The 14768-nt window shown below is 46.0% G+C and carries 8 protein-coding genes; 2 read left to right on the top strand and 6 right to left on the bottom strand.

The features are described 5' to 3' along the window. Window position 1 precedes the first annotated feature (1 nt). Both PPA03S_RS01845 and PPA03S_RS01840 read right to left on the bottom strand, forming a co-directional pair. Window positions 2-4087 carry an S-layer homology domain-containing protein gene (locus PPA03S_RS01845; protein ID WP_062319222.1) on the bottom strand — a complete coding sequence of 1362 codons (4086 nt, stop codon included), beginning with the start codon at window positions 4085-4087 and terminating at the stop codon, window positions 2-4. Window positions 4088-4352: 265 nt separating this feature from the next. Continuing rightward, window positions 4353-4982, bottom strand: a complete 630-nt coding sequence (locus tag PPA03S_RS01840) for a DUF8426 domain-containing protein (protein ID WP_062319220.1) — start codon at window positions 4980-4982, stop codon at window positions 4353-4355. A gap of 239 nt (window positions 4983-5221) precedes the next feature. Between PPA03S_RS01840 and PPA03S_RS01835 the strand changes: the two genes are divergently transcribed. Both PPA03S_RS01835 and PPA03S_RS01830 read left to right on the top strand, forming a co-directional pair. After that, window positions 5222-5596 carry a BlaI/MecI/CopY family transcriptional regulator gene (locus PPA03S_RS01835; RefSeq protein WP_062319218.1) on the top strand — a complete coding sequence of 125 codons (375 nt, stop codon included), beginning with the start codon at window positions 5222-5224 and terminating at the stop codon, window positions 5594-5596. A 9-nt stretch (window positions 5597-5605) separates the two neighbouring features. Further along, a complete protein-coding gene (locus PPA03S_RS01830) occupies window positions 5606-7096 on the top strand; it encodes a M56 family metallopeptidase (RefSeq protein ID WP_062319216.1) in 1491 nt (496 codons plus the stop codon). 217 nt (window positions 7097-7313) lie between these two features. Here the strand turns inward: PPA03S_RS01830 and PPA03S_RS01825 are convergent, their stop codons facing one another. The 4 genes from PPA03S_RS01825 to PPA03S_RS01810 form a co-directional block, all read right to left on the bottom strand. After that, window positions 7314-9362 (bottom strand): glycoside hydrolase family 16 protein, encoded by a 2049-nt coding sequence (locus tag PPA03S_RS01825; RefSeq protein WP_062319214.1) that lies wholly within the window; start codon window positions 9360-9362, stop codon window positions 7314-7316. A gap of 207 nt (window positions 9363-9569) precedes the next feature. Continuing rightward, entirely contained in the window at window positions 9570-11132 is a 1563-nt protein-coding gene (locus tag PPA03S_RS01820; protein ID WP_062319213.1) for a response regulator, read from the bottom strand. Window positions 11133-11135: 3 nt separating this feature from the next. Beyond that, window positions 11136-12971, bottom strand: a complete 1836-nt coding sequence (locus tag PPA03S_RS01815; RefSeq protein ID WP_062319211.1) for a sensor histidine kinase — start codon at window positions 12969-12971, stop codon at window positions 11136-11138. A gap of 74 nt (window positions 12972-13045) precedes the next feature. After that, a complete protein-coding gene (locus PPA03S_RS01810; protein ID WP_062319209.1) occupies window positions 13046-14707 on the bottom strand; it encodes an extracellular solute-binding protein in 1662 nt (553 codons plus the stop codon). Window positions 14708-14768: the final 61 nt, after the last annotated feature.

Genomic DNA, 14768 nt, shown 5'->3' with positions numbered 1-14768 from the left:
GTTATTCTGCTTTTTCAAGTAGAGCAATAATAAGTGTGACTGCTTCTGCTCTAGTAGCTGTCTGATTTGGGGCAAAACGATTGCCGCCAACACCGCCTACTAGACCAGCCTTCACAGCGGAAGCTACATATGGGGCAGCCCATGCCGGAACGTCCTTCGCATCTTTGAAGTCGAGCTTCGCGTTAGAATCCGCAAGGATTCCGCCAGCCCGTGCAATCATAGTTACCATCTCGGAGCGGCTCAGCGTCTTGCTTGGATTGAACGAGCCATTTTCGTAACCATTGATAATGCCAGCGGATGCAGCTGCTGTAATATAAGGCTTCGCCCATAAAGGAATCTGGTTATCATCCGTATAGTGAATACTCGGGCTTACAGTATTTAGATTCAAGGCACGGCCCAGCATCGTAGTGAATTCGGCACGTGTAACTTTTTGATTCGGACGGAAGGTCTGATCGCCGTAACCATTCACAAATCCAGCCGTTAGGGCTTTATCAATCACAGATTTTGCCCAGTGCCCGGCTGTATCTTTCAATATCGGTGCATTTCCACCATTCCCGCTATGGTTTGATCCAGTACCCGTCTCATTCCCGGAATTGCTTCCGTTTCCGGCTCCGTTGTTCGAACCGTTCCCGGTTGCTGTATCACCGCCGGTTCCTGAGGAACCATTACCGTTGCTGGACCCGTTACCGGAGCCGGAGCCAGAACCCGAGCCGGGATTCGATGTTCCTGGATTCGATGTTCCTGGATTCGATGTTCCCGGATCAGGAGTAGGTGTAGGCGTCTTCTTCACGATTCCAAACTGATCAATAATGAACGGGGCTGCTCCATTCAGATTTTGGTCAATTTCATACGTTATCGCAGTCAGTTTACTCCCATCAATCGTAATACCCACAAAATTTTGTACCTGACTTCGTTTTGGGCGGCGGTTATCACTCGGATCAGGGCCATATTTGGCTGCATGGTTCTCCTCTGCCAATTCAAAAAGACTATAGTAGGCATCTCCGAGACTCTCGCTTTTATTTTTGTAATACACTTTTGGACCAGCTGTTGCCGGAATCAGATAGATCGTGCCATCCGGATTCACAGAGTACTCGATTTTCTGTCCATTTTGCATCTCCGTAATCTTTTCTGGCTGACGTGCTTTCCCTTTCTGATCGATCGGTTTGGTGCGCGCATAGATGTGATCATGTCCCTGGAGTACAAAATCAATCCCAAGCTCCGCCATGATTGGTGCAATCTTGGAACGTACCCCGTTTGCCCCCATAATGTCGGAATCCGTTGCGTGGTTTGAGGTTGTATACGGGCCTTTATGAATGTTAACGATAATCCACTGTGCGCCGTTCTTCTTGGCAGCCTGAACATCTTTCTTCAACCACTCGACCTGCTCTAATGAGAAGTTGTCAAATTCGTCCGAATCCTCATTGGAATTCAACACAACAAAATGTGCATTACTGTAATCATAAGAATAGTAAGCTCCCGTCTCCGTCGCCGAATTCGCTGGAGCCTGAACGTTAAAATGATCGATGAACGCATTGTTTTCGTCCTCATGATTTCCTGCGGATGGAACGATGGTTGTGTTTAACAGGCTTTCCTGCGAATACCCGAGCAGCCAGTTCCACTGTTCCTCTTTGACACCCTTATCCACGATATCCCCGTTGTGAACGACAAATTGTGCATCTGGCACTGTTGCCAGTGCTTTAGCCAATGTCTCGGAGGACAGAATAGCCTCATCCTCTTCCTTTGCCTGTGTGTCCGCCAGATCAATAAAAGTGAACTTCCCTTTTTCCGGTGCTGTACGGAAGGTGCCTGTCTCGCTCCATACTTGCTGGGAAGCATCCCCTACACGGAAATAATAGGTCGTATTGGCTTTCAGATCGGTCACTTCTGCTTTGTGCATCCGTTCTGCAGGAGCATTCGCAGGCTGTGCTGAGCGCCCTTGAACAGATTTGGCTTGCGTAAAATCAGGTGTTGCCGCTGTTTTCTCAACAACCTGAAGATCGCTATTCGTTACTTGATCGGAAGTGTACCATGTGAATCCCTTGCTCTTGGTAGGATCGCCATGGAACGTTACCGTAATCTTGTTTACCTGTTCTGGAACAGGAACTGTATCCGATTCCTTGATGATTCCGAAAGTATCCACGATAAATGGCTCTGCATTATTTTTATTTTTGTCAATCTCATATGTTACGGCGGACAGCTTGTCTCTATTAATCGTCAATGAAACAAAGTTTTGGACCTGGCCTCTGGCCGCACTTGTCGTATCGCCATACGATCTTGCATGGTTCTCTTCAGCACGCTCGAACAGATCAAAATACGCATCTCCAAGTTCTGACTTTTGATTCTTGAAATATACTTTGGCCCCGGCAGTAGCGGGAATCATATAAATGGTTCCATCCGGTTTGACCGAGTACTCGATACTCTGTCCATTGAAGGTTTCCGTTATTTTGGACACATCTTCAGCGGTACCATCGCTCTTGATTGGCTTCGTCCGTGCATAGATATGGTCATGTCCCTGAAGGACCAGATCGATCCCCAGTTCGTTCATGAGCGGGGCGATTTTTTGGCGTACACCGTTTGTGCCAATAATATCGCTGTCGGTGGCGTGGTTGGATGTCGTGTATGGACCTTTATGGATGTTAACGATAATCCACTTGGCTCCTGCGGCTTTCGCCTCCGCTACATCCTGCTTCATCCATGCGACTTGCTCATTTGAGAAATTGGCGTACTCTTCTGAATTCTCGTTGGAATTCAATACGATAAAATGGGCTTTGCTGTAATTATAAGAATAATATGCGCCTGTTACCGTTGCAGCACCGTCTGGCTGTTTCAGATTGAAATGCTCATAGAATGCATAATTTTTATTCTCATGATTGCCAGCAGTTGGTGCAATGGTGGTGTTCATGAGACTGGCTTGCGAGTGACCAAGCAGCCAGTTCCATTCTTGCTCTGACGTGCCATTCTCTACAACGTCTCCGTTGTGGACAACAAACTCAGCATCCGGAACAGTAGCGAGTGCCTTGGAGAGTGTAGAACCAGACAGAATCGCCTCATCTTCTTCCTTTGCTTGTGTATCTGTCAGGTCAATGAAGGTAAACGCTCCGTCAACCGGAGCTGTTTTGAACGTCCCCACCTCACTCCATATGCCCAGATCCTGATCACCAACGCGGAAATAGTAGGAGGAATCTGGCATAAGACCCGTCGCTTCCGCCTTATGTACCATTTCTCCCGGGGAGTTGGAAGCCACGGATTCTCGCCCGTTGAAGCTTTGGGCCTGACTGAAGTCGGCAACGCCTCCCTGGTTAGGTACCACTTGAACAGTACTCTGTGCAGATGCAAGAGGAGTATACCAAGTGAAGCCTTTGGCACTTGTTGCATCACCGTAGAAGGTAACCGTTACTTTGCTGATATCCAGCGATGGCGCATCAGCCAAGGCCTTAAGCTCCATGTCAAAATACAGATCCGAGCTGCTGTCGCTCTGTTGATGTACTTCGACCGCAATTTCGTTTGAGCCATCATGCAAATTGGCTTTCATTGGCTCAGTCAGGTCGATATCCTCATACATTACCGGCAAGTCCTGACTTGAGGTTGCTTTGGTTGAGTACTCAATTTCACCGTCCGGCATGCCAAAGCGACGGACTTCCACACCATTTACATAAATCACTGCACCGTCGTCAATACCGAAAGTGCCAAGAATTTGTCCATAACTGTCAATTTGGTCCTTATTGACGGTTAGGTTTGTCCGGAAATAGGTTGTGCGAGGTTTTAATTGTTTCTCCAGACCGTAGCTAATTTCCGTTTGGAGAAGCCCAAAATAAGAAGTGCTTACGCCGCTACCGTTATCTTTGTAACCAAACGGAGCAGGTCCGAAATTCCAGGATGAATCATCATATAAAGCACGCCATTCCGACAGTAAATCTTGTCCTTTATCGAAGTATTTCCAAGTGGCGTTGCGTTCTAAAAGAATAGCTGGCTCGGACAACGATGCGGCCTGGGCTGAATTGGTTCCCCCAAATCCCGCGAACCATCCAAATACTAAAGAAAGCGTTAACAGGATGGATAACATCTTTTTGTAGAGGTGACTGATCATAATTCTCTCCTTTTTCTGTGTGATAGGTTGTCTTATGTAAACCCAAACAGAGCTAGCATAACAAGAGAAGATCAGGGACGCGTTTTCCAGGAGTAAAACCTATGTAAAGAGTTACATTTTTGTTTTTTGTTTTTTTCACTTATTCAGGTAAAGACTGAAGAGGCTATCTCTGATTGAGAGTATACCGATCTGACCCCTTTTCAAAATGTTGTACAAACAATTGCTTGAATTGAAAAACGGACAGTTATTGTCTGTCCGTTTCTCTCTAGGGTTTTGCATATTGTAAAATAGCTGCCGCTGCACGGACGCGTAGGTCAGCATCTTCGCTGTGCAATGCTTCTTTCAACACCTCGAGCGCTTCTTTCATTGTGCCTTCGTCGACTCTGACCGCAGAATGACTACCTTCTTCATCGGTCTTCATCCTAGTGACCGAGAGCCAAGGATCTAGCTGTGCCTGCGAAATGGGATGTTCAAATTTCGCAATGATTGAATGGTGACTACGTAATGCCCGTACTTTGTCATTCAATTCCATTAGGGGAATGCGTCCAAGCCAGGTAACTCCTCTTCGGTGACATATGGTCTCTTCTCTTGTGCCGTTCGAATCATCGTAAAAATAATCTCCAAGATCACCAACATAAGTCCATTCATCATCGTCTACCAGAACATAATCTCCATCCTGCATGATATACACAAAAGTATGGAGAGTCTCCAGTACTTGTGTCAGTTCTGCCTCTCCTATCCCATAACGTTGGATCAGTTGGTGCTTCCACTCTTCAGGTGGCTCGTGCTCCAAATCCCCGATCCCAGGCCAGGCAATGCCAATAAAGTTATTTTCCAGGAATGATGTGGTCCAATTAATCCCTTGCAGTGTAGATTGTATATGAAACAAATTCATGGTGCCCTCCTCTGGGTACTTCAGGATTTACGCCTAAGTATATACCCTGAACCCTCTTTTTTGCATTAAATCACCCATTATATTCCAAAGTTTCTTCTCAGGTTTTAAAAACCGTTACTTCACAGTAAACTTATCAACTCGACTTGACTATATACTACACCATGTAGTAAATTAATCGTACTACGTAGTGTAGTAATAACCTTTGTTATGGACGCATAACGAAGTAAGGAGTGTTCACCGTGAACCAAATTCAAAAATTATCAGATACTGAAATGGAGCTGATGGAAGTGATCTGGGAGTGTGAGCCACCTGTCACATCCACCGAACTCCTGCACATGTTTTCCCAAAGAGGTAAAGCGTGGAAAGCACAAACGATCTCCACCTTTCTCTCCCGATTGGTAGATAAGGGGGCTCTTATTGCTACAAGGCATGGACGTACTAATAAATATGTGCCTTGTATCTCACCCAAAGATTACAAGCTATTGGAAGCACAACAAGTCCTAGATGACTTATATCAAGGCTCGGTTAAAAATTTGATTTCAGCTTTGTATGACGGCGACAAGCTCTCCGATCAAGACATTGCAGAGCTGAGACAATGGTTTTCGGAAAAGTAGGTGCAGCCCATGAATACTATTCTTGTATTGTTGTCTACCCTAACCGTTGCGGGAAGTGTTGTCGTCGCTTTCATCTTGTTACTGCGCCTCTTTTCATTTCAATCCATTCCAGCAAAATGGCGTTTTGGCATTGGTAAAATGGCTTTAGCTTTGTATCTATTGCCCATCTTTCTTGCTTTTCAATGGGTGTTCACAAGGTTCATATCCAATATAACCGTAACCAAGTTACCCTTAACTTCTGAACCAGGGTTGCCTGCGCCATTCCAACTGGTTCAATCCAGCCCGGTACAGTCCATTTCAGTAAACCTAGCACTCTCTTTTATATGCTTATGGGCAACTGGAGCCATAATTTTTGCAGCATGGCAAACCTATGCTTACTATCGGTTTCTTAAGAAACTAGAACTTACACGAACCATTGTTCCGATGAACAGCGAAGCCTCCAAACTGCTCCTTACCGTCAAGAGGAATTTGGGTCTGAAAAGCGAGGTTCGGATTGCTTACAGCTCCATGATTCGCAGTCCTTTTCTGATTGGGCTGTGGAAACCTACGATTTATCTGCCTTTGGAGAATGCCGCAAATACGGATATAGCCATGGTGTTTCACCATGAACTTGTTCACCTGAAAAGGAAAGATTTATGGGTCAAGATGCTTCTGTTAATAGCTCGAGCAGTGCATTGGTTCAATCCATTGGTTCATATGCTTTCCAGGGATATTCACACATGGAGCGAACTGTCCTGCGATGAAGAAGTCGTAAAGGGAATGTCCTATGCAGATCGCAAACGCTATGGGGAAACGATCCTGAACGTAGTAGCCAGATCAAGAAATTTACCCACACCATTGTGCTCCTCTTTGTCCGGAGATGGTAAACAATTAAAAAGGAGATTAACCATGATGCTTAATGTAAATAAAGTGAAGAAGAAAACGTTTGTTATAGCGATATCTGCGCTCTTTCTAGTTGCTGCAATTAGTACGGTGACAACGGCTTGGGCTTCCAACAATACCCCGATGGTAGTTGCGAGTGAGGAAGCTTCCCCGGTAACGAATCAATCGCAACAAGCGGGTGTCCGGGAAGAAGCTCCTGTGGTAGCAAGCCCATCTCCTCAAGGGGCAGCAAGGGAAGAAGCTCCTGTGGTAGCAAGCCCATCTGCTCAAATGCAAGCACGAGAAGAAGCTCTTGTGGTAGCACGCCCATCTGCTCAAATGCAAGCACGAGAAGAAGCTCCTGTGGTAGCAAGCCCATCTCCTCAAAGGGCAGCAAGGGAAGAAGCTTCTGTGGTAGCAAGCCCATCTCCTCAAGCGGAAGCTCGGGAAGAAGCTTCTGTGGCAGCAAGCCCATCTCCTCAAGCGGGTGCAAGGGAAGAAGCTCCTGTGGTAGCAAGCCCATCTCCTCAAGCGGGTGCAAGGGAAGAAGCTCCTGTGGTAGCAAGTCCATCTGCTCAGGCGAAAGCACGGGAAGAAGCTTCTGTGGTATCGAATTTAGCACCTTCCTCCCGTCAGTAAAAGTATTTTCAAGGAATCATAGAATAAATAGCCCTATTAATACGCTAAGCAGCCTTCATTCAAGAATTGAACGAAGGCTGCTTGTTTTGTGGGTAAGAAGATCGGCCCTTGAGATGCTCGGTTCATCTTCCAAAATGGTAAGACCAACAACAAAAACGTTGTTGGTCTCCAGCTGTGCATTTTTTGTGTTCACTTGATCATGGAAACTGCGGTCTTGTTACTGTTTTTTATAGACACGTACATAATCCACCTGCATTGTAGCAGGAATGTCAGACGCGTTCGGTGTACGCCCACCGTCAAAGTTTCCGCCGATCGCCAAGTTCATAATGAGGTAGAACGGCTCATCGAAAGGAGCGTTCGGATTATTCGGTGCAGCTGCGGAATACCATTGCTGGTTGGTAACTTTATAGAAAAACTTGCCGTCGACATACCATTTAATGTTGTCCTCTTCCCAGACTACCGAGTATACATGATAATCATTGGCAAAAGTTTGCCCTTCCGGGAAGTGATAATCACCGCCGGAAGACTGGTTCACAGGCCATTGTCCGCCAAAATGTACGGTACCGCTTACAGATCCAGGCAGGCGTCCTCTCGCTTCCATGACATCGATTTCACCTGATGCAGCCCATGTGCCATATACAGAGTCTTTTGGAAGCATCCACAGTGCCGGCCAAACGCCATCCCCTGTAGGAAGCTTGGCACGAAAATCTACTCGGCCATACTTCAAGGAGAGTTTATCCTTGGTGTTGATCTTACCGGAGGAATATTGTGCATACCGATTCGGATCCTGCGGGAAAGATTTGCTGTCGTTCATGGCCTTGATATTCAGCTTCCCGTCCTGTACATATACATTTTGGGTGCTGTTCGTATAGTGCTGCAGCTCTGCATTTCCCCATCCCCATGTAGCGGGATCGTTGTTAAGATAATAGCCTGTTTCATAGTTCCATTTACTCGTATCAAGCGTCGTTCCGTTAAATTCATCCTGCCAGATGAGATTCATGCCTGAGATTGCCGGGTTGGTTGGTGTTCCGATTGAGATATCCTCTTGATCAGATACATCCGGGCGTGGAGCATTTGGATTTCCGATAAAAGTATAATTGACAAAGTTATTCCCAATATTTCCACCCGCCTGTCCGTTCAGCGGATACCCAATACGGATTTGCATATTTTCCTGGATGGGCTGGAACCAAAGGCCATAGATGTAATCGGACCAATATCCCCACTGATTGGCATCGGACATATTGTTGTAACCATTACCGGAGTAAGCAAACTTGCTCTGGCTGGAGTTACTTAAATCGACCCATTGCCCATTGATGTTAATTTGGTATACAAAATTGCCCAGCTCCTTGGCGATTGGCGCCCCCCCATCAATTTTGGGAAGCGGAAGTCCAATGGAACCATTCGCATCTGCTGTGAAGGTTGTTCCTTCGTATGGCGTAATGACATAAGAATTTCTTGTGGGTTCATTAAAGGTAATTGTATAAACAAGGTTAGCCGAAGAAGTCTTTGATTCCAATTTGACGTTGATCGATTCCGTTACGTTAAACCAGTAACCTCCTCCACCGTCGGTGAATTGGCCGAAGTTATGATCATAAATCCAGCCGCTGGCTGCATTATTGTCAATATCAATCCATGTGCTGCTGTTTACAGGTTTTACATACACTTTCAGATCATCAGCTACGGCTTCATAGGTTACCGCAGAATCATTGTTGAACGTTGGATATGTAAAGCCTGCACCGCCTGTGAAACTTGCTGTAATTTGCGGTCCCTGTGTCGGATTCATCGCTGTGATGGTTGTTTTGTTGATGTTTTGGAATACAAGTTGATATTCAAGCTTAACACCATTCGCTTTGGAGTACAGCTGAATTTCGGTTGTTGCGGAAAGGGTGAACCAATAGCCATTAAAACCGCCATCGCTCCAGTGCCCCCAGTTTTGGTTATAGATATAACCTCCGGCTTGATCAATATCAACCCAGCTGTTGCCCACTTTCACATTCACACCCACGTCACTGTAAACATCGTTCCACGTAGCGGAGCCTCCATTGAACTTGGGCATGACAAATCCGTAGCTGGCTTTGCCAACGCCAGATTTTGAAATAACAGGTCCGTCTGCTGGTGAGAAGTACTCCATTGAGGTAACAGTTGTTCCAGCTGCTTGAACTTTCGAAGTCGGCAATATGCCAATACTAGCCAGCATCACAACCACTAAGAAAAAACCAACTACCTTTTTCATAAACCGTTTCTCCATAATGTGAGATGGTTTCATAATTGCCCTCCTTTGATAAAATAATAGCTTCTCCCAGTCTAAGCGTTTGAAGGAAATCGCTTACATTGTGGAATATCTTTATTCTATCGAAAAGGATAATCAGCTGAAAAGGTACAATTATTTTTGTTATATCCCATTTTTTTGGCTTTTGATTTAATTCGCATATTTAACTATAGGATTGTCTTTTTTATAATGCTGTATATGTTGTTAGGTATGGTATGGAGCTTCGTGTTCTGCCTTCTGCCGCATCATCTGTCGGTATTCTGTAGGTTGGATCTGCATCACAAGGCGGAACGCCCGTGTAAAGCTTTTGTAACTTTCATACCCTACCATCGCAGCCACCTCAACAACTTTATGATCGGTATCGGCTAGGAGCCGCCGCGCTTTATCCAGACGTACATCTCGCAGGTATTCGGCAAAGCCTTTGCCAATATTCTTCTTGAACAGATTTGAGAAATAGGCGTAATTAAGCGAGACATGATTGGATACCATCGCGAGGTCCAGCGGCTTGTGATAGCTCTCGTGTATAAAACGGATGGCTTCATTTAAGTCATGCGAATGGCGATAGCTGCACTTATATTCAAAATACAACTGATTCAGCCGAAGCACCTGCTGTTGCAGCGCTTGCATATAATCACGCATCCCCGGATAATCAAATAGATTACGCAAAGATTCAAGATCCAGCCCTTCTTCCCCCATGTAGGGGCGAATTACTCGTTCGTATTCCTCCATCATCTGCACTGTGGCGGCGCAGAGCTGTTGGGTATAGCGAATGTGATACCGTTGCAGCACATTTTTGTGAAATATTGCCGAAATGCCTTGAGCGATTTTACCACTGTTGTCGGTCCCAACAGACTGGAACAGCTCATATAACTCTTCATAGGGAAGTTGCCACTGCTGCTCCATATGCTCAATATGCGCTGGAAGGATAATACATTGATCTGGAAACAGGTAACTATGGCGGTATAGCTCAAGTACTTGTGTATAACTGCTGGGCAACATCTTTAACCCTTGCTGCGAGTCGGTCATCATGGTTATGGCATCGATCATTCGTTCTTTGAGCGCCGCTGGAATAGCATCCGGATCTATAGCTGCATTCACCGCAAGGATCAGGTACGGGCTGTGCTGCAGGCAAATGCAACCTTGTCTACCGAACACATCATAGGCAATAGCTTCTATACTATGGACGCTGCTTGCACCCGGCTGGTTAATCCAACACTTTTCCCGCAGCAGGCATAAGCGATAATTGTGCCATAACGCAGGATTTTGTTCCTGGATTTGGAGAATCCAGGCCTCATCGTTTAACGCGCCCTGCATAAACATTCGTAATTCTTTACGATCTGTCTCTCTGGCGAGACGGGTGACATGCTGCATGTTGTGCGTAAGCGCCTGCCTTGTAAGGATTTCTTGCCATACATGTTCCAGTGAAGTTTGCAGATCCTCTCGCTTCAGAGGTTTTAACAAGTATCCCTTTGCCCCAAGTTCGATGGCTCTTTGAGCATATGTAAAATCACTATAGCCGCTAATAATGAGGTATTCCACTTCAATGCGCTCATCTTTGGTTTGTGCCATCAGCGCCAGGCCGTCCATGTCCGGCATCATAATATCAGTAATAACGATATGTATGTTATGCTGGCGCAAAAGGATTAGCGACTCAGTCCCGCTTGCGGTACAGTAAATGTGGTCCAGTTCCAGAGGAAATTGATGCAGCATCGCCTGCAGACCGTCACGGATGTGCTTTTGATCGTCCACAACCAGAATATTGATCACGTTCTACCACCCTCCAAGATTTACATTTTCCCAAGGCAAACGTATCGTTACACAGGTATAAGCACCCTGAACACTATCAATCCAAAGACCGCAATCCTCGCCATAATGAAGCTGCAGCCGCTTATTCACATTTTCCAAACCAAGTCCGTTCTTGCTGGTAACCATCGGCAAATCCGACTCTCCCCGCAGTGCCGCTTGCAATCGAATTAACATCTCCGGGTCTAGCCCCTCTCCATCATCTTGTATCTTAATGAGCAGGCGGTTATTCTCCACTGAAACGGTGATCTCAATACGCACACTACCACCTGAAGGTGCAGCGTGATGAACTGCATTTTCTACGATAGGCTGCATGCACATTTTAGGAATCGCATAGCGAAGCACCTCCTGCGGCAGATCAGCCGTCAATATAATGCTACCGCCTTCCATTAGATTGATAAATTGAATGTAGCTTTGAATATTGGCAAGTTCCTCACTTAGCGCAACCGTATCGCTTCGCCACTGCATACTGTAGCGAAGTTGCGAACCTAACGATACCAATGAATTCGCAATAGCGGGTTGCCGTTGGACCTCCGCGAGCATTCGAATAGATTCCAATGCGTTATACAAAAAATGAGAATTGATCTGCGAATGCAGTGAATGCAGCTGTGCGTTTTTGGCGATCAATTGTTTATCCACGACCTGTGTCATCAAACGTTTGACCTCATGTAACATTTTGTTGTAGCTCACAGCCACCTCATCGATCTCATCCCCTCTTTCGTTCTCATCAAGGCCGGTATCAATCATTGCATCCAGCTGCCCTTTCCGTACCTGACGCATTGAAGCCAGTACGCTGTCCAGCCGTCGAAAAATGCGCCGAGTTGTATGAGATACGAGCAGCATGATGAGCAGCAGTATACATAATGTAATCGTTACCACAAATGCATACCAACTGCGTGGCCCCTTCATCAATGCCTGATGGGAAGCGATATCAACCACATAAGTGTTCAGCGGAGCGATGTAACGGTACAGTGCGTAGTAGCTCTGATCTCCTACCTTAATCTTAACTGGACTTTCCTGTGGAAGTACATCCAACTGGCGATGAATACCGTCAAGGATTTCGTCCAGTCCTTCTCCGGATTTTCGAGAAAACTCATGCTGAGGATTATAAACATATTGGGGAGGATCGGTTTCGTTCATTAAAACAGAAAAAAAGTCTCCTTTGCTCTCTTGGAGCAGGTCGCTGAAAAACATACTGTGCGGGACGCGAATTTCCATAATGCTAGGCCGTTTTTGCTCCTGACCCTGAAGGCGAACCAGCCGGTAGTAGGATAGCGTATGTTCACCATCCTTAAAAGAAAATAAGCGGTAAGCCGCACCACCTTCATCACGAAGCTTTGCCCAGTAATCCTGCGGCCAAAATTTCTGATAATGATATATTTCAGGCCAGATTTCATATAAGTTCGGATTATCCACGTAAAAGCTGAGCTCACTGATCATCGCATTGCTTTGAATGATATTTTGCATTTGCTCAAATTGGTTTTGTTTAAATTTCACCAGTCGCAGTCCATCCACAAGCATATTGGAATGAATAAAATCCACAAATGCCTTTTGGGTGAGCGCAGTGTTGGAAGCGTTCTCAATGATGTCCATTCTGCTGCGCAATTGTTCGTTTAACCATGAAACGTGGCTGTTGCCTGCTGCCATAGCGTCCTTGTATAATTGGGTTTCCTGCATGCGAATATATAGAAAGGATACCAAAATAACAGGTATGGCAATCATCAGGCTAAACGCCAGAAACAGCTTCTGGGATATACGGGCATTGCGGTAAAGTTTCCTCAATCTAGTCAGTAGGTGTTTCATGCTGTTGTCTCACCACCTTTGTTATACCATATATGACAAGTTAGCTGATAGATAGCGAGGATGTTAGGGAATGGTTATTCAGCCATCTTGGCTTTTCTCACCTCCAGCTCGGCCTGACGGTATTCCATCACCTGGTTAAAACCATAATTCACACGGCGGGCCAGGTAATTTTCGAAAATTTTATCAAAAGCAGCTTCATCTTTGGCAGTAATCAGTTCAGGCAGAACTTCTTCCCAATTCTGAGAAATACGCGACCAGGATAAGGCTATATCGGAATCTCCTATAGGATCTATTCCCTTATAGATGCCGCTGTCCATATCCGCTTGTTTGTTCGCGAACGCCTCCATTTGCTTAACGGATGGCGCCTTTTCTGGTCTCCACTGGTTAACGAAGGCAGGGTTGCGCAGCATCCAGTAGGTGTCCATGATACCGTATTCCATTTCCAGCCGCTCCCTATCCGTGTCAAGCAATTGGATCATTTCCGCTGTCAACTGCGGTTTGCCATTCCTCATCGCCCATGTTTCGCCTTCTTTGCCCAGAAATACATCCCTTTGGCCTTCTTCGCTCGCTAAATAGGTCAAAAATCGAATGGCTCGTTCAGGGTTCTTGGTGGATTTGCTAATCATCGTAACCATCCAGCCGTCCATGTTGCCAGGGAACAGTCTGGCGGAATCACCGTGACTATTTTGCGGGCCATCCACAGCGATGTAGTACGAATTGGGATATGCGCCTGCGGCCAATACCGGATTGATCGCCGCCATGCTCGTCCACTCGCGAATCATCATAAAATAACGGGCATTACTGGTTTTTTCCTCTACCTGAGCATTCGAGTCTACCAGAAAATCCACATTAATCAGACCTCGCTCATAAGCTGTGCGAAATGTTTTCAACCAGGTGATATAGTCCGGGTCGGTCATACGGTCGTTAAATTTGCCTCCCTTTTCATGCGGAATAGCCAGCAGGTTTTGCAGGTACTCCGTCATCCCGTAAGAGACATTCCCCTGCGCAAAGAAGGGACTAATGAGCTGACCTTTGTACACAGAATACTGATCTTTTAAGAGTTGCAATGCGTTCAGAAAGCCATCCGGAGTACTCAAATCCGGTCTGCCCATAGCCTCATACAGATCTTTTCGGACCAAAAAGGTTTGGTTCGCAGCCGTCAAACCGGTGGCCTGCATCAGGCTGGGGCTGTATGAATCATTTGGAATGCCATATGTATTACCGTCCTCCTGACGATACCACTTCAATGTACCGTCCCCCGCGACCTTGAAAAAGTAAGGATCATATTGCTCCGCCAGTTCATTTAAGGCATATACCTGATCACCTTCCCACAACTTATGAATAGCACTTTCCCACGAGCCTATTGTTATCAAATCCGGCAGCTTGCCGGAGGTCATCATGAGCGCAATTTGTTCACTGGCTTCACCGGATGGCACTTCAAATGTGATGTTGACACCTGTTTTCTCTGTTACATATTTGGAGGTCAAGCTCTTACCCCACGTATGGCCATACCAGTTCGCACCTACAAACCAGTTCAAATCCACAGGCGTGGTATCAAACTTCCATGCGGGTTCATCCGGGTTCAGGTTGTATCCAACTGGCTGCTCCGTAAAATGAACAGACTGTGGAAGTGACCGTTGTTCACTTGACTCTGACCGCGTGCACGCAGCCAAGTCCAGTATCAGGATGATGGTCCAACAGATGACGATCCAGCGCTTGATGTGTCTGGGTTTCATTTTTCGTCTCCTTTCTTTATTACATTTGTGAATTAACCTCAGCATTAATCAACCCATAACC

The sequence above is a fragment of the Paenibacillus pabuli NBRC 13638 genome (assembly GCF_001514495.1).
In the GTDB taxonomy this organism is placed as follows: Bacteria; Bacillota; Bacilli; order Paenibacillales; family Paenibacillaceae; genus Paenibacillus; species Paenibacillus pabuli.
Note: the sequence above shows the minus strand (reverse complement) of the source record. Positions and strands in the feature narration are given on the sequence as shown.